This is a genomic window from Streptomyces sp. NPDC006332 (genome assembly GCF_040612855.1).
Taxonomy (GTDB): Bacteria; Actinomycetota; Actinomycetes; order Streptomycetales; family Streptomycetaceae; genus Streptomyces.
This window is the reverse complement of the sequence record NZ_JBEXRA010000039.1, coordinates 1-23,662: the sequence shown is the minus strand read 5'-3', so window position 1 is coordinate 23,662 and position 23,662 is coordinate 1. Positions and strand designations below refer to the sequence as shown.

The following is a 23,662-nucleotide window of genomic DNA, read 5'->3' as shown; positions in this document are numbered from 1 at the left end:
AACGGACTTCGAGCCTCAACGGATGTCGGCCATCTGTGAAGGTGAGCGCACCACAAGGGCCCGGCACCTCCAGGTGCCGGGCCCTCTGCTGAAGGTCCCCCTCCGATTCCCTCCCCCGCTCAGGACACGAGTTCGGGCTCGTTCTCCTCCACCGCCCCGAGATCCGGGCCGGCCCCCTCCACATGCTGTGCGGGCCGCTTCGGGAGGGCGAACATCAGCAGGAAGATGGCGCCCATCACCGCGGCCACCCACCACAACGCGTTCTGGAAGCCCTCCACGAAGGCCGGGCCCACCTGGGTCCGCCCCAGATCGTCGCCGATCACTCCGAAGAAGACCACGGAGACCAGGCCGAGCCCCAGCGCGTTGCCCATCTGCTGCACGGTGTTGATGAGGCCCGAGGCCGATCCGGCGTGCTCGCGCGGCACCTCCGAGAGCACCGCGTCCGTCAGCGGGGCGACGATCAGGCCCATGCCCGCACCCATCACGATCAGCGGCAACGCCATCTGCCAGGACGCGATGCCGAGGCCGTACCGTTCGGACTCCCAGATGTAGAGGAGTACGCCCAGCCCCATCACCAGCGCGCCCGTCTGGAGCACCTTGCGGCCGAAGCGCGGGACGAGTTGCTGCACGGACAGACCGGCCGCCGTCGACACGGCGATCGAGAACGGGACGCCGGTCAGACCGGCCCGCAGCGGGGTCCAGCCGAGCCCCGTCTGCATGTACATGGTCCACACCAGGAAGAAGATGCCGAGGCCGACGCCGAAGACGGTCTGCACGGCGATGCCGGCGGCGAAGCTCTTGACGCGGAACAGGGACAGCTCGATCAGCGGGGAACCGTCCCGTGCCGTCTTGCGCCGCTCGTACGCCACCAGCGCGCCGAACACCACGAGCGAGCCGCCCATCGACAGGTGTCCCCACAGCGGCCAGCCCAGCTCCTCGCCACGGGTGAGCGGGTAGATCAGCATCAGCAGACCCAGCGTCACCAGCGCGACGCCCACCAGGTCCAGCTTCAGCGCCTTCGGAGCCTTGGACTCGGTGATGAAGCGGCTGCCGAGGATCAGGCCCGCGACGCCGACCGGCAGGTTGATGAGGAAGATGGGCCGCCATTCGAGCCCGAAGAGGTTCCACTCGGTGAGCAACGCGCCCAGCAACGGGCCGGAGACCGCGCCCAGGCCGACGATCGCGCCGAAGAGCCCGAAGACCTTGCCCCGCTCGTGCGCCGGGAAGGTCGCGTGCACGATCGACAGGACCTGCGGCACCATCAGCGCCGCCATGCCGCCCTGCAGGATGCGGGAGGCGACCAGCATCTCCGGGTTGGCGGCGAAGCCGCACAGCGCGGAGGCGAGGGTGAAGCCGCCGATGCCGATCAGGAACAGCCGCTTGCGCCCGTGGATGTCGCCGAGCCGCCCACCGGTGATCAGACCGGCGGCGAAGGCCAGCGCGTATCCGGCGGTTATCCACTGGATCTGGCTGAAGGAGGCGCCGGCGTCCTGCTTGATCGACGGGATGGCGATGTTGACGATGGTGACATCGACGAGGTCCATGAAGGCCGCGGTCATCACGATGGCGAGGGCGAACCAGCGACGCCGGTCGCCCGCCGCCCTGGGAGTGGGCTCGGTGGAGGTCATGTCGTACAAGCTAAGGCCGCATTAGGTCAGATCGTGTCCTACTTCTGCGGCATCCTCGGATTCATGACGACGGACACTCCGGCTCGGCTCCTGCAACTCCTCTCCCTCCTCCAGACGCCCCGGGAATGGCCCGGCGGCGAGCTCTCCGAGCGCCTCGGGGTGTCCCGGCGTACGGTCCGGCGGGACATCGACCGGCTGCGTGAGCTCGGGTATCCCGTGCAGGCGACCAAGGGCGCAGACGGCGGCTACCGGCTCGTCGCGGGCACGGCGATGCCGCCTCTCGTGCTCGACGACGAGGAGGCGGTGGCGATCGCGGTCGGACTGCGGGCCGGTGCCGGGCACGCGCTGGAGGGCGTGGACGAGGCGTCCGTGCGGGCGCTGGCCAAGCTGGAACAGGTGTTGCCGTCCCGGCTGCGGCACCGGGTCGCCACGCTCCAGGCCGCGACGACTCCGCTCACCAGCGGGGACGGCGCGAGCATCGCACCCGAGACGCTGACCGTGATGGCCTCCACGGTGGCCGGGCGGGAACGGCTGCGGTTCGCCTACCGCGCGCGGGACGGCGCCGACTCGCGGCGCGTGGTGGAGCCGTACCGGCTGGTCTCCACCGGGCGCCGTTGGTACCTCGTCGCCTACGACCTCGAACGCGACGACTGGCGTACGTTCCGCGTCGACCGGGTGAGCTCCCCCTTCGCCACCGGCGCGCGATTCACCCCGCGGGAGCTGCCGACGGGCAGCGCGGCGGAGTACCTCCGGCAGTCGGTGTACCAGCGCCAGGAGATGTACGCCTTCACGGTGACGTTCGACGCGCCGGCCGAGGCGGTCGCGGCCCGGCTGCCGGGATGGCTCGGGGCCGTCCCGGAGGTGATCGACCCTAAGCGGTGCCGGCTGCGTGCGTCCGCGAGGGAACCGGTGGAGTGGCTGGCGGTGCGGTTGGCGATGCTCGGCTTCGACTTCACCGTGCAGGAGCCGGAGGAACTGGTGCGGTGCGTAGGTGAGTTGGGTGGGCGTCTGGTGCGGGCCGGGGGTACGGGTAGGACCGAGCCGGGAGTTGGGTGAGGGGAAGCCCCGTAATGGCAGGAACACACAGAGTTCTGGAGCCGCTACGCCCATGTGACAGAATCGGCCGTCCGGCGGGCCACCCCGGGGTTCAGGTTCGGGGTGTCCCGCCGGCCCGGCACGGACGGGGCGGACCGGCACGAAGAGAGCCGGACCCCGGCGCCCGGGGGGAGGGCGCCGAAGCCCGGCTCGGGGATGGTCCCGGCGCTGGGGGGGGAGTGCGACGGGACTTGGCTCTGAGGTTCGGTAGGCGGTCCGGGGTTCGAACTCCTGGACCCTGAAGTCTTTTTCCCGGGGTCCAGCGGGTTGAAGCCGCGTAACACGCCATGTTTGCGCTGTCTTTCGCCACCCGGCGCGCGCCGGGTCACGGGCGCGCATCGCGGAGGGCGTCGCGGGCGCCGCATCCCCGAGGCGCCCGGGTCGACGTCACATCACGCCGCAGCGTCGAAGCCCGTGCTCCGTGCCAGCTTCTTCAGCTCCAGCAGGGCGTGCTTCTCGATCTGGCGGATCCGCTCGCGGGTCAGCCCGTGCTCCTTTCCGACCTCGGTCAGCGTGCGTTCCCGGCCGTCCACGATGCCGTACCGCATCTTGATGATGGAGGCCGTGCGCTGGTCGAGGCGTCCGATGAGGTCGTCGAGCTCCTCGCTGCGCAGCAGGGTCAGCACGGACTGCTCCGGGGAGACCGCCGACGTGTCCTCCAGGAGGTCGCCGAACTGGGTGTCGCCGTCGTCGTCCACCGACATGTTCAGGGAGACCGGGTCGCGGGCCCAGTCCAGGACGTCCACGACGCGCTCCGGGTTCGAGCCGAGCTCGGCGGCGATCTCCGCGGGCTCCGGGTCGCGGCCGTGCTCCCGGTTGAACTCCCGCTGCACGCGCCTGATCCGGCCCAGCTCCTCGACCAGGTGGACGGGCAGCCGGATGGTGCGCGACTGGTCCGCTATCGAGCGGGTGATCGCCTGACGGATCCACCAGGTCGCGTACGTCGAGAACTTGAAGCCCTTGCGGTAGTCGAACTTCTCGACCGCGCGCACCAGGCCGGCGTTGCCCTCCTGGATCAGGTCGAGGAGAGGCAGCCCACTGCGGGGATAGCGGCGGGCCACCGCGACAACCAGACGGAGGTTGGAGCGGATGAAGACGTCCTTGGCACGCTCACTCTCGTCGACCAGGGCCTGGAGCTCCTCACGGGAGGCATCCGCCTTGGCGTCCTCGTATCCGTCGAGGACCTGTCGCGCGAACACACCCGCCTCGATTATCTGAGACAGCTCGACCTCCTTGGCGGCGTCGAGCAGCGGGGTGCGCGCGATCTCGTCGAGGTACATGCCGACCAGGTCGCGGTCGGCGATCTCGCCGCCACGGACGCGAACACTGCTTGCCGTGTCGGTCCGGCCGGTGGCGGACTGACGACGGGCGACGGCACGGGTTGCCATGCGTGCTCCCTTGCGATGTGAGTCAGCGGGTGGGCCTTGGGCGCTGGGCACTCTCCTCGGGTGCCCTGCTTCCGTTGGAAACAACGACTGGAATCCGGACAGAATTCCCAACCCACCCGTCTATTTTTCTGATCATGCAGTATCCTGCCCGGCCACAGGAGGGGATGCGATGCTGACGGAACGTACAGAGGTGCAGGTCAGACCGGGAGTCGAGAGCGACCTCGAAGCTCTCACCGACCTCTACAACCACTATGTACGTGAGACCCCCATCACATTCGACACCGCGGTCTTCACTCCGGAGGAGCGCCGCCCCTGGCTGCTCTCCCACCCTGAAGACGGCCCGCACCGGTTGATGGTTGCCACAGCGGCGAGTTCCCCAGGAACCTCACAGGAGATTCTTGGCTACGCCACATCCAGCGCGTTGCGCCCCAAGCCCGCGTACGCGACCTCGGTGGAGACCACCGTCTACCTCGCTCCGCACGCGCGCGGGCGCGGCGTCGGCACGCTGCTCTACCAGGCCCTCTTCGAGGCGCTGGCCGACGAGGACGTCCACCGCGCGTACGCGGGCATCACCCAGCCCAACGAGGCGTCGGCGCGCCTGCACGAGCGCTTCGGCTTCCAGTACCTGGGCACGTACCGCGAGGTCGGCCGCAAGTTCGGCCGCTACTGGGACGTGGCCTGGTACGAGAAGGAGTTGTAGTCCCAGGAAGAGCCGTGACTCCACCGGCAGTTGCGGCCCCGCCGCGCGGGTCAGCCGAACTGCACCGACCGCTTGGCCATGCCCATCCAGAAGCCGTCGATCACGGACTTCTGCGCGTCGAGCTCGCCGACGACGTCGGCCGCGCCCATGGTCACGAACAGGGGCGCGAAGTGCTCGGTGCGCGGATGGGCGTAGCGGCCGGCCGGGGCCTTGTGGAGGAAGTCCAGCAGGGCGTCCCAGTCGCGGGACTCCAGGGCGCGGCGGCCCCAGTCGTCGAACTCCGAGGACCAGGTCGGCACTCCCGGGCCCGTGTGTCGCAGCGCGGCCAGGTTGTGGGTGAAGAAGCCGGAGCCGACGATCAGCACGCCCTCCTCGCGCAGCGGCGCGAGCTTGCGGCCGATCTCCATGAGCTTCACCGGGTCGAGGGTCGGCATGGAGATCTGCAGGACCGGGATGTCGGCCTCGGGGAACATCTCGACCAGCGGGACGTACGCGCCGTGGTCGAGGCCGCGGTCCGGGATGTCCTGCACCGGTATGCCGGGCGCCCGCAGCAACTTGCGTACGGACTCGGCGAGTTCGGGGGCGCCGGGGGCGTCGTAGGTCACCTGGTAGTAGTGCTCGGGGAAACCCCAGAAGTCGTAGACCAGGGGGACCGGCTGGACGGCGCCGAGGGCGAGGGGGGCCTCTTCCCAGTGGGCGGAGACCATGAGGATCGCCTTGGGGCGGGGCAGGCCGGCCGACCAGGCGGCGAGTTCGCCGGGCCAGATCGGGTCGTCCGCGAGCGGCGGGGCGCCATGGCTGAGGTAGAGGGCCGGCATGCGCTGTCCCGGGACGGCGGGAGTGCGCTCCTCGATGGCGGCGGACATGGCTGCGGCTCCCTCCGGAAGAACAGACGCTTGAAGTCTCAAGCTACGAACAACAGTAAGTGTACGCCTCACTTGTTTAACATTCAAGGAGCGTTCTCGTAGAGTGGAGTACATGAACACGGCATCGACTTCCGCGCGCGCTGAGGAGCCCCGCTGGCTCACCGACGAGGAGCAGCGCGTCTGGCGTGCCTATATGCACGCCACCACCCTTCTCGAAGATCACATGGACCGCCAGCTCCAACGGGACGCCGGCATGCCGCACGTCTACTACGGCCTCCTCGTCAAGCTCGCCGAGGCCCCGCAGCGGCGGCTGCGGATGACCGAGCTGGCCATGGACGCGAAGATCACCCGCTCCCGCCTCTCGCACGCCGTCGCCCGTCTGGAGAAGAACGGCTGGGTGCGCCGCGAGGACTGCCCCGACGACAAGCGGGGCCAGTTCGCGGTCCTCACCGACCAGGGCCGACAGATGCTGAGCGAGGCCGCGCCGGGCCATGTGACGGTCGTACGGAACGCGGTGTTCGACCGGCTCACCCCGGAACAGCAGAAGTCCCTCGGCGAGATCATGGAGATCATCGCCGAGGGACTCCAGCCGAACGAAGCGGGTGCGGACCTGCCCTGGCTGCGCTGAGCGCGACCAGGGCAGGTCCTGTGGGGCGTACGTACGGGGCGTCCCCTTCCCCGTACGTACCGGTGGCCCGAAGGGGTACGAGGTGACGGGCGCCGTCAGTGCGCGACCACCGGCACCGGCAGCTCGTCCTCGGCCCCCTCGCCGGAGCCGGTCACCGAGGTGGTGTCCGGGCGGCCGGTGTTGATGAGGGTCGCGGCGATCGCGGCGGCAAGGACCAGGATGCCCACGGCAAACCAGATCGCGTTGGTGTAGCCGTGCACCTGTCCCTCCAGCTGGACCAGCTGCGCTTGCGCCTTGGAACCGGCGCCGGTGATGTGGTCCTTGATGTACGAGGTCGTCGCCGAGGCGGCGATCGTGTTCAGCAGGGCCGTACCGATCGCGCCGCCCACCTGCTGCGAGGTGTTGACCATCGCGGAGGCGACACCCGAGTCACGCGGCTCGACACCGAGGGTGGCCAGGGACATGGCGGGCATGAACGCCGTACCCATGCCGAGGCCGAGCAGCACCATCGCCGGCAGGATCGTGCTGGCGTAGGAGGAACCGATCTCCAGCCGGGTCAGGATCAGCATGCCGAGACCGGCGACCAGGAAGCCCGGAGCCATCAGCAGACGCGGGGCGACCCGGGTCATCAGGCGGGTGCCGATCTGCGTGGAGCCCACCATCATGCCGCCGATCATCGGCAGGAAGGCGAAGCCGGTCTTGACCGGCGAGTAGCCCTTCACGATCTGCAGGTAGTAGGTCAGGAACAGGAACAGGCCGAACATCGCGATGATCGCGAGGCCGAGGGAGAGGTAGACGCCTCCGCGGTTGCGCTCGGTGATGACGCGCAGCGGCAGCAGCGGGGCCTTGACCTTGGACTCGGTGATGACGAACGCGGCGAGCAGCACCGCCGAGGCGACGAAGAGGCCGACCGTCACGGAGTCGCCCCAGCCCTCGGACTCGGCGCGGGTGAAGGCGTAGACCAGCGTGACCAGACCGAGGACGGAGAGGATGACGCCGGGGATGTCCAGCGGCGAGCGGTTGCGGCCGCCGGCCGGCTCACGGATGACGAAGTACGCGCCCGCGGCCGCGATGATCGCGAACGGGATGTTGACGAAGAACGTCCAGCGCCAGTCGAGGTACTCGGTGAGCACGCCGCCGAGGATGAAGCCCACGGCGCCGCCGCCACCGGCGATCGCACCGTAGATGCCGAACGCCTTGGCGCGCTCCTTGGGCTCCGTGAACATCACGGCGAGCAGGGAGAGCGCGGCGGGCGCGAGCAGCGCGCCGAACGCGCCCTGCAGCGCGCGGGCGCCGAGCATCATCGCCTCGTTGGTGGCCGCGCCGCCGAGCGCGGAGGCGCCGGCGAAACCGATCAGACCGGCGACGAAGGTGCGCTTGCGGCCCCACAGGTCGGCGATGCGGCCGCCGAAGAGCAGCAGACCGCCGAAGGCGAGGGCGTAGGCCGTGATGACCCACTGCCGGTTGCCGTCGGATATGCCCAGGTCCTGCTGAGCGGACGGCAGGGCGATGTTCACGATGGTCGCGTCGAGGACGACCATCAGCTGGGCGAGCGCGATGAACGTCAGCGCTTTCCAGCGGTTGGCATCAGGGACGCCGGGAGCCTTTACGGCTGTTTCAGACATGGGGGTACCCACTTCGGGACTTCGGGACTTCGGGACGGAAAAAGTGTCGTACGGGTCGGCTCGTCGGTGACGACTGCCGGAATCAGTAGGTTCGACAGCCCAAGTTGGTAGGTGCGACTGCCGGTATCAGTAGGTGTGACTGCCGGTCTTCAATGACCGGCTCTGAGGTCTGAACTCATCGGTCAGGCTTGGCGGAGGTCCTCCATGGTCACGGCCGCACCCGGCAGGACGGAGCGGGCCGGAGCCCGCAGCCCGTCCAGGAACAGCTGCAGATGACGGTGTACGAAGCGGTCGGCGCTGACACACTCGGTCCCGGCCGGGGGCCGGGAGAGCTGGGACACGGCGACCATCAGGTCGCCGACACCCACGTCGAGGCGCATCTGACCGGCCGCCTTGGCGCGGTCCATGAGCGAGTCGACGATCTGCTCGAGCCGCTCGCGCGCCGACTCCAGGTCGGGATGGTTCTGGTCGAACGTGCTGGTGACCATCGGGCACAGCGCGCTGATCCGCTCGTCGGCGGAGACGTGCACGAAACGCTCCAGCGCCCCGAAGGCGTCGCCGTGCTCCGCGAGCGCCTGCTCGGCCGCTTCCGAGGTGCGGTCCATGACCGAGCAGACGACCTCGCGGACGAGGGCGTCACGGTCCGGGAAGTTCCGGTACACCGTGGCGTTGCCGACGCCGGCCCGGCGGGCGATTTCATCGAGCGGCACGTCGGGGCCGAACTCGGTGAACATCTCCCGGGCGGCGCTGACGATCCGCTCCCTGTTGCGCAGGGCGTCGGCGCGCGGCCGGGTCGCCTTGTGCTGCACGGGGGTCGCGGTCTGCACGGTGCACTCCTGAGGTTGTACGGGTGACATTAGGTAATGAATGTGACGAACGAGTGAACATCCGGGGATCGACTCCCCGTTTCGCTCGGACACATGGCTAAACGGGGAAGCGGTCCCCGGTTATTTCCCGCTCGACAGCGATTTCCTGTGACCTGAGTCACACATCATGTCGGCAGTCTCCCGGGGCCAGTCGTGGAGCCGTGAACCCAGCCCCCGGACCGGCTGGTCCCTCCCGAGAAACTCCCGAGAAACCCACGTTCGGTCTCATCCAGCGCGCGCCCGTGACCCCCTCGACACAGGGTGATCGGAAGGGCGCAGCCTTCGGTTGGCGGCTGCCGGACCGAGAGGGCCAAGAATGCAGCCGCAGCCGGGGAGGCGCCGGGGAGGGACAGGCACGTCTCCGCGGCCGCTCCGGCGTCGCATACACCCGCGCCGCCTGGCCGCCCTGGCCTCCCTGACGGTGTTGACCCTCGCGGTCAGCACCTCCGCCGGCACCGGACGCCTCCCTCCGGGCCAGCCGGCGGCCGGGTCGGGCCCGATCCCCCTCGCCCGCTCGGGCACCCAGGGCCCCTGCATGATCGGCGGCCGCCGGACGGTCCAGATGTCGGAGGGCGTACCGACCTCACGCGGCTACTCCCGCTCCCTCGGCACCGTCCACGCCCTCACCCTGATGGTCGACTTCTCCGACGCGCCCGGCACGGGCAGCGCGCAGAGCCGGTTCCGGGAGTTCTTCCCGATGACCCAGGAGTGGTTCCGCACCAGCTCCTACGGCCGTCTCGACTACCGCCCCGAGACGCCGATCCCCGACTGGCTGCGCATGCCGAAGTCGTTCCGCTCGTACGGCATAGAGCGCGGCACGCCCTTCGACTCCGGCTACCGGCAGCTGGTCCAGGACGTCGTGGCCGCGGCCGATCCGCAGGTGGACTTTAGGTCGTACGACTTCCTGAACGTGCTGGTGACGCCCAACGCCGGGCCCTCCGCGCTGGACACGGTCCTGTCGGTGACCTTCGCCGGCAACACGGAGGCCCCCGTCGCCGACGGCGTCCGGGTGGCGAACGCGTCCTTCGTCTACTCCCGCCAGGACGACGGCTCCGGCTCCTACGGCAGGACCGGCTACCGCGTCCTCCCGCACGAGAACGGCCATGTCTTCGGCCTGCCCGACCTGTACACCCAGGACGGCGGGGGCGCCGTCGGCCACTGGGACATCATGAGCGAGGACTGGGGGGCCAACAACGACCTGCTGGCCTGGCACAAGTGGAAGCTCGGCTGGCTGGACGCCGCCCAGATGAGCTGCGTGACGACACCGGGTACGACGGAGCACATCCTGACCCCGCTGGCCCGAACCGGCGGCGCGAAGCTGCTCTTCCTGCCGCTCGGCGACAGCACCGGGTACGCCGTCGAACTACGCACCCGCGAGGGCAACGACGAGACCGTGTGCCGACCCGGCGTACTGATCTACCGGGTGGACGCCGACGTGGACACCGGCCAGGGCCCCGTCACCGTGTACGACTCCCGCCGTGGCAGCGGCGGCTGCACCCGCAGCCCGAACGTCCACTCCGAACTCTCCGACGCGCCGTTCGCCCCCGGCGAGGAGTTCCGGGACCCGAGGCGAGGCATCCGCATCTCGGTGGCGGGGGCGGACCTGTCCGGGAACTACCGGCTGTTGGTGACGCGGCGGTGAGCGTGACCGGCCGCGGGTGACCGCCACCGTGCACGCGGGTCTCCGCATTACGGTAGGCCTGCCGCGACCGCCGTACCCGCGACCGCCGTACCGGAGAACCGATGCCCGCCGAGACACCTGCCGAGCCTCCCGTCGAGACGCCCACCGAGGCGGTCGCGGGGGCGCCCGTCGAGACGTCCTCGGACGCATCGGACGGCACCCCGGAACCGGTCGAGGCGGTCACGCCGCTCATCCGGGGCATCGGCCTGCTGCGGCACCTCACCGACGCCGGGGGGACCTTGAGCCTGAGCGGCCTCGAACGCGCCACCGGTCTGGCCCGCTCCACGGTGGACCGGATCACCTCCACCCTGGCACGCATGGAGTACGTCCGTCTCGACGGCCGGGACGTGGCCCTCGCCCCGCGCCTCATGGAACTGGGGAACGCCTACCTGGCCGCCCTGCGCCTGCCCGCCCTCCTGAACCCCCACGCGGACGCGCTCGCCGACGAACTGGACGAGTCGGTGTCACTGGCGGTCGCCGACCGCGACGGCATCCGCTTCATCCACCAGGCCACCCGCCGCCGCGCCATGTCCCTGAGCTTCCGCATCGGCGACCTGCTCCCGGCCGAACGCACCGCCCCCGGCCCGCTGTTCGCGTCTCAGTGGACGGCACGGGAGTGGCAGGCGTGGCGGACACGCCGGGCGGCGGACCCGGAGGACCGGGGCTTCCCCGCCGTACCGCCGCGCACGCACACCTCGCCGGACGACGACTTCGAACGCCGTGCCGCCCGTGCCCGGCAGGACGGCTGGGCGCTGGACGACCAGTTGATCGAACCGGGACTGGTCGCGGTCTCGGTACCGGTTCGGGATCCCGGTACGGGCCGGATCGCCTGCGTGGCGAGCGTGGTGAGCCACACGAGCCGGCACTCCGCGACCGACCTGCACGACACGCTTCTTCCCCGCCTGCGGACGGCGGTGGCGACGATGGAGGGGGCGCTGCGGGGGGTTGCGACGGCGTCTTTCTCTCCGGCTTCCGCTTCTGTCTCGGCCCAGCTCCTCCGGGCGTCGAAGCAGGAGCTGGGCCGGGAGTTCATCGAGTCGCTGGCCCGGGGGCTGACCGTACTGACGGCGTTCGGTGAAGACAGTCCGGCGCTGACCCTGACGGAGGTGGCGAAGGCGACCGGCCTTGCGCGGGCGACCGCACGCCGGGCGCTGATCACGTACGAACACCTGGGCCTGGTGTCCGCGGGCCCGCACCGCACGTTCGCCCTCACCCCCCGTGTCCTGTCCCTCGGCTTCCCACCCCTCTCCCGCACCTCCCTCCCCCGCATCGCGGGCCCTCACCTGGCGGACCTGGCCGCGCGCCTCCACGAGTCCACGTCGCTGGCTGTGCTGTCCCCGACGGGCGAGGAGATCCAGTACACGGCCCGGTCAGCGGCGCAGCGTGTGATGAGCGTGGACATCACGGTCGGTACGCGGCTGCCGGCGCCTGCGACGTCACTGGGCCAGGTGCTGCTGGCGGAGCGCGCAACGGCGGCTTCCGGGATGCTGGAGGAGGCCCGCCGACGGGGTTACGCCCTCCTCGACGAGGAGTGGGAGGAGGGCCTGCGCTCGATCGCGGTACCGGTCCACGACCGCACGGGCACCGTGGTCGCCGCCGCCAACGTGGCCCTGCACGCCGCCCGCCGCACACCGGAGGAATGCGTCCAGGACATCCTTCCCGAGCTGAGAGCGACGGCGGCGCGGATCGAAGCGGAGCTGGCGGTGGCGGGACGGTTCCTGCGGGTGGCCTCGCAGTGAGGGAACGGTTCCTGCGCGTGGCCTCGCACTGAGGGGACGGTTCGGGCTCACCCCACGTAGGGGCGAGCCGCCCGCCCCTCCCGCAGGGTGAGCCCCCACCAGGCGAGCTGTTCCAGCAGCACCGCCGCCGCCTTGCCCGCCCCGTCCGCGTCCAACGGCCGCCCCCGCTCGTCGAACCTCTCCCAGGCCATGGGGAAGCTGACGGTGTCCCGGAGGGTCACGGCATGCAACTCGGCGAAGACCTGCCGCAGTTGCTCCACGGCCCGCTGACCGCCGGCCATCCCCCCGTACGAGACGAACCCGACCGGCTTGGCCCGCCACCCGCTGTACACGTAGTCGATGGCCAGCTTCAGGGACGCCGGGTACCCGTGGTTGTACTCGGGCGTGACGATGACGAACCCGTCCAGTTCCTCGATACGCCGAGCAAGCCTGGGGACGTCGCCGGGCCGGTCGTCGGACTGCTCGAAGCTCAGCCTCAGTTCGTCGACGAGGGCGGGCTCGGCCAGATCGATCAGGTGGATCTCCATGTCCTGACGCCCACCGGCCTCGGCGACGAACCAGTCGGCAACCTTGTCGGCGAACCGCCCGGCTCGAACACTGCCGATGAGGATGCCGATCTTGAGCGGATGTGCACGATGCGTAGTCATGCGAGGACCATAAGAACTCAACCAAACTTGAGGTCAACTCCTCTTCCCCGCCTGCGTCCTGGATGACCCCTGCCACGTCTCCTGCCGCCGCACTGAGTCGCGTTCGCCCGTTCGCCATTTGCCTAAACCTATTAGGTAGTCCACCATTGAGTATCGCCTAACGATACGAAGGCTATGGTTCGAGCAGGGCTGCCCACGCTGTCCACGGAGTGGTAGGCGGGCAGCCGTGGCGGGCTACTACCCGTCTCCGCCGGACCAGACGCATGCGGTTCGGGTTCGGAACCCTGATCACGAGGCTGGGGCACCAAGCAATGAGCAGCACTGAGCACCACTGGATCACCACCCCCGTCACCGAGGACCTCCTGCGCGGTCACCTCGACCTGGAACCGACCGCGCACGGCCTGCTGCCGCACCGACTGCCCGCTCGGGCACGCCGTCAGATCCCCGACGACCAACTGGCCGTAGCCGAGTCCCAGCCGTCCGGCGTGCGCTTGGCCTTCCGCACCCGAGCCACCACCATCGAACTCGACACGCTGCCCACCAAGCGGGTCTACCGAGGTTTCCCGGCCCCCGCGGACGGCGTGTACGACCTCCTGGTCGACGGTCGTCTCACCGCCCAGACCACAGTGCCCGGCGGCAACGTCCGCACGGTCACAGACATGGTCACCCAGTCCGCCGAACTGCACGAAGGCCCCGCCGGCACCGCCCGCTTCACCGACCTGCCCGCGCACGACAAGAGCGTGGAGATCTGGCTCCCGCACACGGAGATCACCGAACTGATCGCCCTGCGCACCAACGCTCCCGTCGAACCGGCATCACCCCAAGGCCGCAGGGTGTGGCTGCACCACGGCAGCTCCATCAGCCACGGCTCGAACGCCACCCACCCCACCGCCATCTGGCCCGCCCTGGCCGCAGCCCAGGGCTGCGTGGAACTGGTCAACCTGGGATTCAGCGGCAGCGCGCTGCTCGACCCCTTCACCGCCCGCGCGATACGGGACACCCCCGCCGACCTGATCAGCCTCAAGATCGGCATCAACGTCGTCAACGCCGACGTCATGCGCCTGCGGGCCTTCACCCCGGCCGTCCACGGCTTCCTCGACACCATCCGCGAGGGCCATCCGACCACGCCGCTGCTGGTCGTGTCCCCCATCCTGTGCCCGGTCCAGGAGGACACCCCCGGCCCCCTCGCACCCGACTTCGACGGCCAAACCCTGCGCTTCAAGGCCACCGGCGACCCCGCCGAACGCGCCGCCGGACGCCTGACCCTCACCATCATCCGCGAGGAACTCGCCCGCACCGTCGAACAGCGGACGGCCGACGACCCGAACCTCCACTACCTCGACGGCCGCGACCTCTACGGCGAGAAGGACTACGCCGAAGCCCCCCACCCCGACGAGATCCACCCCACCCCCGAGGGACACCGCCGCATCGGACACAACTTCGCCCGCCTCGCATTCGGCGGGGGCGGCCCCTTCGCCGATTAACGGCCCCTCCGCCGATCGCAGGCCACGACAGCCGCGGCGCGACCACGCTGACCGGCTACGGGTGGACTTGGGGACCCGCCCGAATCCCCTGTCGACGCTCACGACCCCATCAGCCGCGCCCCGCCCTCTACGACAGAACCACCCCGCTGCCGGGCCCCACCACCATTGCGCCCTACCACCAACCCACAGCACCCACACCCGCCCAACCCCTGATCCGGTACCCTGTGGATCGAGCGCCTTGGCGGGCGCTCACGCATCGCCTTCGTAGCTCAGGGGATAGAGCACCGCTCTCCTAAAGCGGGTGTCGCAGGTTCGAATCCTGCCGGGGGCACAGAGAAACACCTGGTCAGAGGCCCTTCCGTCCGTCGGACGGGAGGGCCTTCGTACTCGCAGCACACATATGGCACACATGCGGCTGCGGGCAGAGGTGGGGAGCTGTGCGAGATGCCCGCGAAGGACGAGCTGGCCCGGCGCCGGCACGACAAGCCGGTCGACCGCTTGGAGAGCCTGATGCGGGCTTCACTGAAGCCTCGCTACCGGGGCTACCACGGGCAGCTGATCCTGAGCAGCGGCGATCTTGAGGAGATGGGCGAACTGAACGACGTCCGTCGTGCTGCACGCGAGGCGGGCCGTCGTCTCGGCTGGCAACCGAAGACCCACGTCGTCGACGCAAGACTCTTCGTGTACGACGACCGCGAAGTCCCCAGAGAAATCAGCGAGCTGGCCGCGAGGGATGCTGCTGACGCCGTCGACGCAGCACTCCGAAGAGGCGAGTAGAAGCAAGTACGGTCGGCCGTCGCCGCCCCACCTTTACCGAAGGGCCTGCGCAGCATGCCGGAAATCTGTCGAGCCCGACCCTGTGGTGGCTCTACCCTTCCCGCATGGCCCATGGAAAGACCTCGTACGTTTGCCTGCCCTGCCGGGCCTCGTACAAGCAGCCCTACCCCGGGTACCACGACCACGACCGGGTCTGTCCACGCTGCGCCGAACCACTGATCCACGTCGGCTCCGCCTTCGCGGCACCCAAGAGGCGGGACACCGCCGCCTGGCGCACCCTCTCCGTGCTGCTGCACGCCGGTGTGCGCTTCCACAAGAGCTGCTGCGGCGGCCCCGGCTACCGCCCACGCACCCTCAGCGAGGTGCGCGAGCGGATGGCCTACGCCCGGGCCACCGGAGAACCGTTCGCCCAGGCGTTGGTCCGCCGCGACCTGCCCTAGCAGCCCGACAGCAAGGGGCGTTCCGCCGCGCCGCCGAAGCGACCCCTGCTGTCATAGACAGCACGGATAAGGCACACATCACGCCGCGGGATCCTCCAAGACGGCCACGGCCTCGGCAGCCTTGCGGGCCTTCTTCTCCGCCTTCTCCAGCTTGGCCTTCGCCTTGGCCAGTTGCTTGGAGCGGCGCTTGTGCATCTTCTTCGAGACCTCGTCCAGGCGGTCGGGGAAGAGGTGCCCGTACGTGTCCAGTGTCAGCGTCGCGGACTTGTGGCCCAGCATCGTCTGTACGACGTTGACGTCCGCGCCGCTGGCGATGGCGAGCGAGGCTGCCGTGTGCCTCAGCTTGTGCGGGGTGACTTTGAGGTGTCCCAGTCCGGCCTTCACAACCGCCGGCGCGAAGAACCGCTGACGGAAGTTGCGAGCCCGCAGCGGTCCGCCCTGCGGGGCCGTGAAGAGCAACTGCTCGTCTCCCCGCCCCCGGACGTGGGGCTTCAACTCCTCTGCCAGGAACCGCGGGATCGGTACCGATCGGCGCTCGTGGTTCTTGGGGGTGTCGAGGTAGAGCTTGCCGTTGTCCTCGGCGTACGCCTCGACGATGTGCGCCCGGCAGGCATCAAGGTCGACGCGCCCTACCTTCAGCGCGGACGCCTCACCCCAGCGCAGTCCGGTGTAGGCCAGCAGCAGGATGAACACCCGGTAGGCGCCTGACGCGTTAGCCAGCGCGTCGACCTGCATGTCGTCGAGGTACACGTGGTCGGCCGGCATCGCCTTCGGCAGGGGCACGCCGACAGCCTGGTTGACCACCAGACGACGAGCCTGGACCGCGTAGCCGAGAACGCGGCTGAGGACGACGTACGCCTTGCGGACCGAGCGAGGGCTGAGCTTCCTGCCGCCGGTCGCCTCGCCGGACAGCAGATCCGCGAGCCACTCGGCGATGTCCTCGAAGTGGATGCGGTCCAGCGGGGTGGTACCCCACTTGGGAATCACGTGGACGTCGAGAACACCGCGGTAGCGAGCCCGGGTTGAGCGCTTGAGGTGGAGCTGCGCCGCCAGCCAGGACTCCGCCACCTCTGCGAACTTCACCCGCGCGGCTGCGGGATCACGATAGGAGCCGTCGTTGAGACGCGACTCCATCCTTGTCCGCTCCGCCTCGGCGTCGACCTTGCGGGCGAAGGTCTTCATCTTCGGCTTGCCGTCGGGGTCGTACCAGCGCACGCGGTAGCGCCCCGGTGGCGTACGCACCGCCCGCTTGGCGTCCGCCACGGCCCGTACATACGCCGCGTGCCCTATGCGGTCCTCAATCCAGACCCGCGCCAACTAGCACCCCCTCCAGTCATCACCGGACACCGACGGGAGCGGCAGGAGCAGGGTCGTGGAAGAAACGCCGAGCGCGGTGGCGAGGGCGACGAGGTCGTCGATGTCGCAGCGGCGGCGGGCGCGTTCGGTGCGGCTGAGGGCGGTGTTGGCCATCGGACGGCCCAGTGCGGTGCAGCGGGCGGCGAGCTGGTGCTGGGTCAGGCCGCGCACGAGGCGTAGGTGCTCGATGGCGCGCGCGGTGTGGAGGCCGGCGGGGCCTATTTCGACAGGTCGGTTGGGCATGACAGATAGCTGTAACTTGCATCCGGGCGTCATGGCAAGAGTTAGCTCTTAAACTCTCCAATAGTCGTTCGGGGGCGAAGTGGCGTTCGTCTCGTCGAATTCCGGTACATCGCGAGGCGTTTCGGCCGAGGTGTCATGTTACCTTCCCTCGCCGTTTTCAAGATGGGCGATTTGAGCACACATCAGCCATGATGCCCGGTGGGTCAGTCACGTCGTCCCTGACCGCCAGGTGTCACCTCTGAGCTGCGGAGGTACCGGATTCCGGCACCTCGACGGGTTGCTTCGCCGCAAGAAGATTTCGGGCCCGGCGGGAGCGATTTCGGCAACCGGGGATCCACCCTTACTGTTTCCCTCTCCCCGGCCACGCCGAAAGAAGTAGTGAGGAGTTTCAGAACCAACTCTGGACTTTTCTCCGGGTGGTGTGGCTGTGTTGTCCAGCCCATTGTTCAAGACCGAAAAGGAGCCCTGTGCCGAAGACCCCTCCCCGTAGCACCAACGCCCCTGCCACTGCTGCGGCTGTCCAGCGTGGCCCGCTTGCCACCCCTGCGGAGGTCGCCGCCTATCTCGGGGTGCCGGTGAAGACGCTCTACCAGTGGAAGTACCGGGGCACCGGCCCCAGCGTCCACAAGGTCGGCCGTCACCTGCGCTACCGCTGGCGGGAGGTGGACACGTGGCTGGATGCCCAGACGTCGTACGACCTCACGGCCTGACCTCGCATCTGACGCGGACAACGAAGCGGCCCCCGGCGCGCCAACGCCGAGGGCCGAAGAATTCCCAACTGATCGCCCATCCCTGAACGAACGAGCTGGTGAGGGGCGGAACCTTGCCCGTCCTGCCTCTCACCGGAGAGGAACGCCTATGGAGGACTCTACGTCCCCCAGCACCACGAACACCTCCCCCACCGGCTGGCCCACTCCCGCGGTCCCCGGCGAGGGCATCCCCTGGCGCCGCCAGGATCAGCAGGACACACAGTCCCCCGCGTCGGGGACCGTCGAACATCCGGCGGAAGCGGAAGCACACGGGGACCGTCCCCAGCCGTCTGCCGATGCCGTTGTTGGGGACCGTCCCCGCGATGTGCCCGCTGCTCGGTCCCCACACGTCCCGGTCCCCGAATCGACATCCGATGCAAACCCGCAGGCCAGCGGCGGAAATTCGGGGACCGGTCCCCAAGAGGCTGCCGTTGCACCAGGGGACCGTCATGGGGACCGTGAGCACGGTCCCCGCCGGTCGCTGGGGACCGACACACCCGTGGCGGGAACCGCCCAGCAGGAGGGGACCGTCCCCGTCGACGCACGGGGACCGGATCAGGAGGCCGGTCCTCGACCTCCTCGGGGACCGGCAGCCCCCTCGGAACAGGGTTCCGGTGAGGGTGCCGTACTGCTGGATGAGTTGCGGGCGGCAATCGGCAAGTACGTCGTGCTGCCCAGTGACGAGGCGCTGACCGCGGTCACCCTGTGGGTGGCGGCCACGCACATCCAGAGCGTTCTGCAGCACGCGCCGCGTCTGGCGGTCGTCGGCCCGACGAAGGGCTGCGGCAAGTCCCGGGTGCTGGACGTGCTCCACGAGACCGTGCACCAGCCGATCATGACGGTGAACATGTCCACGGCGGTGCTCTTCCGCGTCATCGACAAGAACCCGCGCACGATCCTGGTGGACGAGGCGGACACCATCTTCAGCAAGGCGGGCGAGAACGAGGAACTGCGCGGCCTGCTGAACGCCGGACACCAGCGCAACCGGCCCGCCTGGCGCATCTCCGGTCCGGAGCACAAGCCGACCCCGTATCCGACCTTCGCCATGGCCGCGCTGGCCTCGATCGGCGACCTGCCCGACACGATCACGGACCGGGCGGTCGTGCTCCGCATGCAAAAGCGCAAGCCGGACGAGAAGGTGACCCCGTTCCGCTCGCGCTACGCCACACCGGAACTGAACACGCTGCGGGACAAGCTGGCCGCCTGGCTGGGACCGCTGCGCGGCACAGCCGGCCGCATGGCGCCGACCATGCCGGTCGAGGGCCGGGCGGCGGACACCTGGGAACCGCTGGTCATCATCGCCGACCTGGCCGGCGGCCACTGGCCCGCCCGTGCCCGTGCAGCCTGCGTGGCGATGACCCGCTACGAGGCCGTCCAGGACGAGCAGACCAACCTGAAGACACGGCTGCTGCGCGACATCCACCGCATCTTCCAGGCACACGGCAACCCCGAGGCCCTGTCCTCCCTGGATCTGGTCACCACCCTGCTCCAGGACCCCGACGCCCCCTGGGCGGAACACGGCACCAAGGGACTCAACGCCCACCACCTGGGCAACATGCTGAGGGACTTCGGCATCAGCCCAGCCAACTACCGCTTCGACAAGGGCAGGCAGGCCAAGGGGTACGCCCGTAACCGGTTCCTGGACAGCTGGGCCCGGCACTGCCCCGACCTCACCGAGACGACGCCCGCGCACGATGCCCCGCCCGCGCACCCGCCGGCTCAGGGCAAGCCGCCCGCCGCCCTGGCGGGCCAGCTGCCCATCGGCCCGCCCGGCGGTCCCGCCGGCCCCCAACGCGCCCGCTGACCGCCTCCCCCCGGTCCGTATCACTGCGTCGCATCCGTCCCCGCGCAGGTCAGCGCGGGGACGGATGTCCTCACCGGGACGGACTTCTCCGTACCTGCCCGAGTGTCCGTACCTGTCCTGACCAGGCATGGGACGGATGCGACGCACGTGACACACCTCCCGCCCCCTCACCACCGGAGCCCTCCGATGCACGAACAGCACCACGAACTCCCCACAGCTCAGCAGCGGACGCACACGGCCTCAGCCCCAGAAAGCGCAGCAAGGTATGCCGCTGGACCGTCCAAGGACGGCCCCGACGGGGATGCCTCCGCCCCGGGGGTGGCGGAGGCACTCGGGCACCAGGGGGTGCCCGAGCCGGCGCAGCACGGCGCCCTCGCCGCCGACCCGCCGCTGCCGCGCGCCGCCGAAGCCGCCGCGCTGCACCGTGTCGCCCGACGCCGTAAGCCCGACCCGAACGGCCAGCGCAAGGAGCGTGTCGACGCCCGCTACAGCATCGCCGAGAAGTCCGAGATCCTCGCCATGGCCCGGTCGCTGAACATCGCCGGCGCGCACTACGTCGGCGCCGTCGTCATGGCCCACGTCCAGGGCGACCTCGCCCTGCCTGGCCAGCGCACCGCACTCGACGACTACATCGACGAGCTGACCGCCCTGCGCAAGCAGGTCGCCGCCATCGGTCACAACATCAACCAGATCGCCAAGAAGCTCAACTCCGGCGGCCATCCACACCCTGGGGACACCGCCGTCCTGACCCAGGCCGAACGCACCCTGACCGCCGTCGCCGCCACCGTCCGCGACGTGGCGGCAGCCGCGAACCAGGCCGTCGCCAAGAAGGCAGCCCGATGATCGCGAAGATCAGCGGCGGCAAGGACACCGGCGGCCTGATCCGCTACCTGTTCGACACCAAGAAGGCCAAGGACCACACCGACCCGCACCTGGTGGCCTCCTGGGACGGCTTCGCCCCCGACCCCGGCCGCGCCGAGGACTTCGACACCACCAGGAGGCTCCTGGTGGCCGACCTCGACCTGCACGTCAAGCAGGCCCGGCGGCTCGGCCGCGCACCCGAGAAACACACGTGGCACTGCTCGATCCGGGCCGCCGAGAGCGACCGCCACCTCAGCGACGAGGAATGGGCCGACGTCGCCCGCCGCGTCGTGGCCGCCACCGGCATTGCACCCGACGGCGACCCGGACGGCTGCCGCTGGGTCGCTGTACGCCACGCACCCGACCACATCCACATCGCCGCCACCAAGGTCCGGGCGGACCTGCGCACCGCACGCCACTGGAACGACTACCTCACCGCCGACCGCGAACTCGCCGCCATCGAGAAGGAATACGGCCTCCACCAGGTGGTCCGCGGGGACCGTACCGCCGCCAAGCGGCCCGCCCGCGCCGAGCAGGAGAAGGCTCGCCGCAACGGTCAGGAGAAGCCCGCACGCGAACGTCTGCGCGCCACCGTGCGCACCGCCGTGGCCGCTGCCGCCAGCATGGAGGAGTTCATCCACCTCCTCAGCCACACCGACGGCGTGCTCGCCGAGGTCGTGTACTTCCCCTCCGGCGACGTGCGCGGCTACAAGGTCGCGGCGGAAGACACCACCACCGCCAGCAAGGAGCCCGTCTGGTTCTCCGGCTCCGAACTCGCCTTGGACCTCTCCTTCCCCAAGATCCGCGAACGCCTGGAGAACATCGACCCACCTGGTGGACAGCCAGGCTCGCGCAGACCCGACCCCTGGCACCAGGCCACCGCCGCCACCGAACGCATCCCCCACCACCTCGACCAACCCGACGACCAAGCCTCCCAAGCCCATCTCGCTGCTTTCGGCGAAGCCCTCGACGCCCTCCCCCTTCTCACGCCCCCATCGTTTCGGTCTCAACTTCGAGAAGCAGCCTCGACGTTCGAACGTGCCACTCGCTCCTGCATTCAGGCCGAACACCGCCACACCCGCGCCCTGCGCGGCGCCGTACGCGCGATGCTTCGCGAGCCCGCTCCCAAGGATGGCGCCGCCCTAGCGATGTTCCTCGACGCCGCAATCCTCGTCGTCATCGCCGCCGCCCTCTGGCACCATGTCCGCCACCATGACCAGCAGGTCGCCGCATCCCACCAGACCCTGGTCCACCTCCAGGCCGCCTACGACCAAGCCTCGGTCGAGCCCCTGGCCTCCCTCGCCAGCCGTCGGCCGCCTCGGCAGATTGTGGATCGGCACATCCGGCAGCTACGCCAGGTCGTACCCGAGCATGCGGAGCAGGTCATCGACGACCCGGCCTTCGGCGCCCTCACCACTGCCCTTGCAGAAGCCGAGGCCACAGGCCACAACCTGGATCAGGTCCTCCGCCAGGCTGCCGACCAGCGAGCGCTGGACGACGCTCGCCACCCAGCGCGGGTCCTGACCTGGCGCATTGAGCGCCTCAGAGCAAGGCCGGCACCAAGCGCACGAGCACGCGCAGCACCGCACTCCAAGGCTCCGGTGCCCTCGGTCGCCGCCGTCCCGGACTCGCAACCGCCACACGCACGGCGGCACGGATGATGCCCTTATGCCGGGCCTCTGACCGACCCCGCCGACATCTTCGACCGTTCGCGCCCCCGGTACGGCGCCATCGTCCCTGCCTCTGGGCACGGCAGGGGCGGCTGTTGGTCCTGTCTACGCTCCGGAACGATCAAGAAGAATCGTGGTGCACACTCAAAGCATGAATACGCACAAGGTGCAATTCAATCGCCCCAACTACGGCCCCATAGGCACTGCCACGTGCACGTGCGGCCTCAACACCGGCCAGATGCCATGGCAGCAGGCCGACACCTTGGCGTGGGCACACGCCCAGGCAGTCGGTCTACTCGAACACCCTGCCCAGCGACGGCCGTAGCGCGCACGCAGACACTCCACCCTCGACAAGGGCAGTGTCCGGTAGCCGCACACCACCTGTGTTCGGAAGGACCCAGGGAACACATACGCCAGAGCGGGAACAGTCCGGCCCATCACTCAAGGTCAGGCACCTAGTTGCCTGGAGATCACCGCCGCCGCGACGTCGACGAAGACACCGCGCGCCGCTCCCCGTGCAGAGCTGGCAAGCTCCCGAAGCCCGGACTGGCGCTCAGGGTCGGTCTCTTCGTCGGCGGCCGACTGGAGACGCTGAGCTACCGCATCGACGAACTGTTCCGCTGTTGGCCATTGGCCGACTAGCCGACGGGCTTCGCCGGATACCCCCTTGACGAACCAACCACCGACGTTTCGGCCCCCGACGAATTGAAGGTCGATGAGACCGTCACTGTTTGAGCGCTTGCGCCGCTCTCCCGACGTCCTCAACCTCAATGCCGGTCCGATCGGAGATGTCTGACAGCTCAGGCATCTCGAATCCGATCTTCTCTTCCAAGAACTCAACGATTGCTTCGAGCACGGGCAGGTCCCGTACTGCCCAAGTGTTCTCCATCCTCTGGAAGTTACGCCGTGGTTCCCCTCAGTTCCCGCCAACACACTTAGGGGATCAGAAGATTAGGAGGGCGTCCTGCACGTGGGCATGCAGAGACGGGAGATGCCAGGAGCTATCTTGCAGGGTTCGCACGTCTGGGATCTGAGGAGCTAGCAAGGCTCTCCCTGATCACGCTGTCGCTGGCGCGCAGAGCCCCCGTCAGCTCTCCTTGCAACTCGTCCGGGATAGTTCTGGCCTTGAGGTAGCAGGCACGAACCAGCGCGCGGCAGTCCTCTGACTGCCGGTCTGTGGCGATCGCGGTGAACAGGGGGTGCGCCAGGTTCTCGCGGGCCGCGTAGCCGTCCTCGGCGTTCCTTGTCCTGCGGTGAAGGTCTTCGACAACGAGGTGTGCGGCGGGCGCCTCGGCGGAGCCGATCAGGTCGAGGACGGTAAGAAGCCGTATCTCAACCGAACGTGATCCCTTGATTCCTGCTGGTCAGGCATGGTTTCGCTCGGGTTGAGGGAGGCATCGCGACGTCTTGTGTCC

The 23,662-nt window shown here is 69.3% G+C and carries 21 protein-coding genes, 1 tRNA gene and 1 pseudogene; 13 read left to right on the top strand and 10 right to left on the bottom strand.

Annotated features, from left to right (window positions below; translation table 11 throughout):
• Positions 1-119: 119 nt before the first annotated feature.
• Entirely contained in the window at positions 120-1,628 is a 1,509-nt protein-coding gene (locus ABZ027_RS29430) for an MFS transporter (RefSeq protein WP_356773611.1), read from the bottom strand.
• Positions 1,629-1,691: 63 nt separating this feature from the next.
• On the opposite strand from ABZ027_RS29430, the gene ABZ027_RS29425 reads away from it, so the two are divergent.
• Positions 1,692-2,684 carry a YafY family protein gene (locus tag ABZ027_RS29425; RefSeq protein WP_356773610.1) on the top strand — a complete coding sequence of 331 codons (993 nt, stop codon included), beginning with the start codon at positions 1,692-1,694 and terminating at the stop codon, positions 2,682-2,684.
• Between the two features lie 431 nt (positions 2,685-3,115).
• Here the strand turns inward: ABZ027_RS29425 and ABZ027_RS29420 are convergent, their stop codons facing one another.
• Entirely contained in the window at positions 3,116-4,111 is a 996-nt protein-coding gene (locus ABZ027_RS29420) for a sigma-70 family RNA polymerase sigma factor (RefSeq protein ID WP_356773609.1), read from the bottom strand.
• A gap of 169 nt (positions 4,112-4,280) precedes the next feature.
• Here ABZ027_RS29420 and ABZ027_RS29415 point away from each other — a divergent pair, with 169 nt between their 5' ends.
• Positions 4,281-4,811, top strand: coding sequence for an N-acetyltransferase family protein (locus ABZ027_RS29415; protein ID WP_356773608.1), 531 nt, complete (start codon positions 4,281-4,283; stop codon positions 4,809-4,811).
• Between the two features lie 50 nt (positions 4,812-4,861).
• Here ABZ027_RS29415 and ABZ027_RS29410 read toward each other — a convergent pair whose 3' ends face one another.
• Positions 4,862-5,677, bottom strand: a complete 816-nt coding sequence (locus ABZ027_RS29410) for a class III extradiol ring-cleavage dioxygenase (protein ID WP_356773607.1) — start codon at positions 5,675-5,677, stop codon at positions 4,862-4,864.
• A 112-nt stretch (positions 5,678-5,789) separates the two neighbouring features.
• Between ABZ027_RS29410 and ABZ027_RS29405 the strand changes: the two genes are divergently transcribed.
• Positions 5,790-6,305, top strand: coding sequence for a MarR family transcriptional regulator (locus ABZ027_RS29405; protein ID WP_356773606.1), 516 nt, complete (start codon positions 5,790-5,792; stop codon positions 6,303-6,305).
• 95 nt (positions 6,306-6,400) lie between these two features.
• Here ABZ027_RS29405 and ABZ027_RS29400 read toward each other — a convergent pair whose 3' ends face one another.
• Both ABZ027_RS29400 and ABZ027_RS29395 read right to left on the bottom strand, forming a co-directional pair.
• Positions 6,401-7,930: an MFS transporter gene (locus ABZ027_RS29400; protein WP_356773605.1), complete on the bottom strand. Its 1,530-nt coding sequence runs from the start codon at positions 7,928-7,930 to the stop codon at positions 6,401-6,403.
• A 182-nt stretch (positions 7,931-8,112) separates the two neighbouring features.
• Positions 8,113-8,757, bottom strand: coding sequence for a helix-turn-helix domain-containing protein (locus ABZ027_RS29395; protein ID WP_356773604.1), 645 nt, complete (start codon positions 8,755-8,757; stop codon positions 8,113-8,115).
• A 355-nt stretch (positions 8,758-9,112) separates the two neighbouring features.
• Between ABZ027_RS29395 and ABZ027_RS29390 the strand changes: the two genes are divergently transcribed.
• Both ABZ027_RS29390 and ABZ027_RS29385 read left to right on the top strand, forming a co-directional pair.
• The gene (locus ABZ027_RS29390) at positions 9,113-10,438 is read left to right on the top strand and encodes a M6 family metalloprotease domain-containing protein (protein ID WP_356773603.1); all 1,326 of its coding nucleotides are present in this window, start codon (positions 9,113-9,115) and stop codon (positions 10,436-10,438) included.
• Positions 10,439-10,539: 101 nt separating this feature from the next.
• Complete coding sequence (locus ABZ027_RS29385; RefSeq protein WP_356773602.1) at positions 10,540-12,216, top strand: IclR family transcriptional regulator C-terminal domain-containing protein; 1,677 nt, start codon at positions 10,540-10,542, stop codon at positions 12,214-12,216.
• Positions 12,217-12,263: 47 nt separating this feature from the next.
• On the opposite strand, the gene ABZ027_RS29380 is transcribed toward ABZ027_RS29385, so the two are convergent.
• On the bottom strand, positions 12,264-12,863 hold the full coding sequence (locus ABZ027_RS29380; protein ID WP_356773601.1) for an NAD(P)H-dependent oxidoreductase: 600 nt from the start codon (positions 12,861-12,863) through the stop codon (positions 12,264-12,266).
• 311 nt (positions 12,864-13,174) lie between these two features.
• Here ABZ027_RS29380 and ABZ027_RS29375 point away from each other — a divergent pair, with 311 nt between their 5' ends.
• From ABZ027_RS29375 to ABZ027_RS29360, 4 genes are all read left to right on the top strand, one after another.
• Complete coding sequence (locus tag ABZ027_RS29375) at positions 13,175-14,347, top strand: GDSL-type esterase/lipase family protein (protein ID WP_356773600.1); 1,173 nt, start codon at positions 13,175-13,177, stop codon at positions 14,345-14,347.
• Between the two features lie 258 nt (positions 14,348-14,605).
• A tRNA-Arg gene (locus ABZ027_RS29370) sits at positions 14,606-14,678 on the top strand.
• A 113-nt stretch (positions 14,679-14,791) separates the two neighbouring features.
• A complete protein-coding gene (locus ABZ027_RS29365) occupies positions 14,792-15,124 on the top strand; it encodes a hypothetical protein (protein WP_356773598.1) in 333 nt (110 codons plus the stop codon).
• Positions 15,125-15,228: 104 nt separating this feature from the next.
• The gene (locus tag ABZ027_RS29360) at positions 15,229-15,564 is read left to right on the top strand and encodes a deoxyxylulose-5-phosphate synthase (protein WP_086602836.1); all 336 of its coding nucleotides are present in this window, start codon (positions 15,229-15,231) and stop codon (positions 15,562-15,564) included.
• 78 nt (positions 15,565-15,642) lie between these two features.
• Here ABZ027_RS29360 and ABZ027_RS29355 read toward each other — a convergent pair whose 3' ends face one another.
• The gene (locus tag ABZ027_RS29355; RefSeq protein WP_356773596.1) at positions 15,643-16,827 is read right to left on the bottom strand and encodes a tyrosine-type recombinase/integrase; all 1,185 of its coding nucleotides are present in this window, start codon (positions 16,825-16,827) and stop codon (positions 15,643-15,645) included.
• A gap of 54 nt (positions 16,828-16,881) precedes the next feature.
• Positions 16,882-17,163, bottom strand: coding sequence for a helix-turn-helix transcriptional regulator (locus ABZ027_RS29350; protein WP_356773594.1), 282 nt, complete (start codon positions 17,161-17,163; stop codon positions 16,882-16,884).
• A 467-nt stretch (positions 17,164-17,630) separates the two neighbouring features.
• Between ABZ027_RS29350 and ABZ027_RS29345 the strand changes: the two genes are divergently transcribed.
• The 4 genes from ABZ027_RS29345 to ABZ027_RS29330 all read left to right on the top strand — a co-directional run bounded on the left by ABZ027_RS29345 (position 17,631) and on the right by ABZ027_RS29330 (position 22,238).
• Complete coding sequence (locus ABZ027_RS29345; RefSeq protein WP_356773592.1) at positions 17,631-17,873, top strand: helix-turn-helix domain-containing protein; 243 nt, start codon at positions 17,631-17,633, stop codon at positions 17,871-17,873.
• A 667-nt stretch (positions 17,874-18,540) separates the two neighbouring features.
• Positions 18,541-19,716, top strand: coding sequence for a DUF3631 domain-containing protein (locus ABZ027_RS29340; protein WP_356773668.1), 1,176 nt, complete (start codon positions 18,541-18,543; stop codon positions 19,714-19,716).
• A gap of 318 nt (positions 19,717-20,034) precedes the next feature.
• Complete coding sequence (gene mobC, locus ABZ027_RS29335; RefSeq protein WP_356773590.1) at positions 20,035-20,559, top strand: plasmid mobilization relaxosome protein MobC; 525 nt, start codon at positions 20,035-20,037, stop codon at positions 20,557-20,559.
• Positions 20,556-22,238, top strand: a complete 1,683-nt coding sequence (locus tag ABZ027_RS29330; protein ID WP_356773588.1) for a mobilization protein — start codon at positions 20,556-20,558, stop codon at positions 22,236-22,238. Before mobC ends, ABZ027_RS29330 begins: the two co-directional genes overlap by 4 nt.
• Positions 22,239-22,971: 733 nt before the next feature.
• On the opposite strand, the gene ABZ027_RS29325 is transcribed toward ABZ027_RS29330, so the two are convergent.
• Both ABZ027_RS29325 and ABZ027_RS29320 read right to left on the bottom strand, forming a co-directional pair.
• A complete protein-coding gene (locus tag ABZ027_RS29325; protein ID WP_356773586.1) occupies positions 22,972-23,136 on the bottom strand; it encodes a hypothetical protein in 165 nt (54 codons plus the stop codon).
• A gap of 112 nt (positions 23,137-23,248) precedes the next feature.
• A pseudogene (locus ABZ027_RS29320) lies at positions 23,249-23,581 on the bottom strand (hypothetical protein); the annotation flags it as partial.
• Between the last annotated feature and the right edge of the window lie 81 nt (positions 23,582-23,662).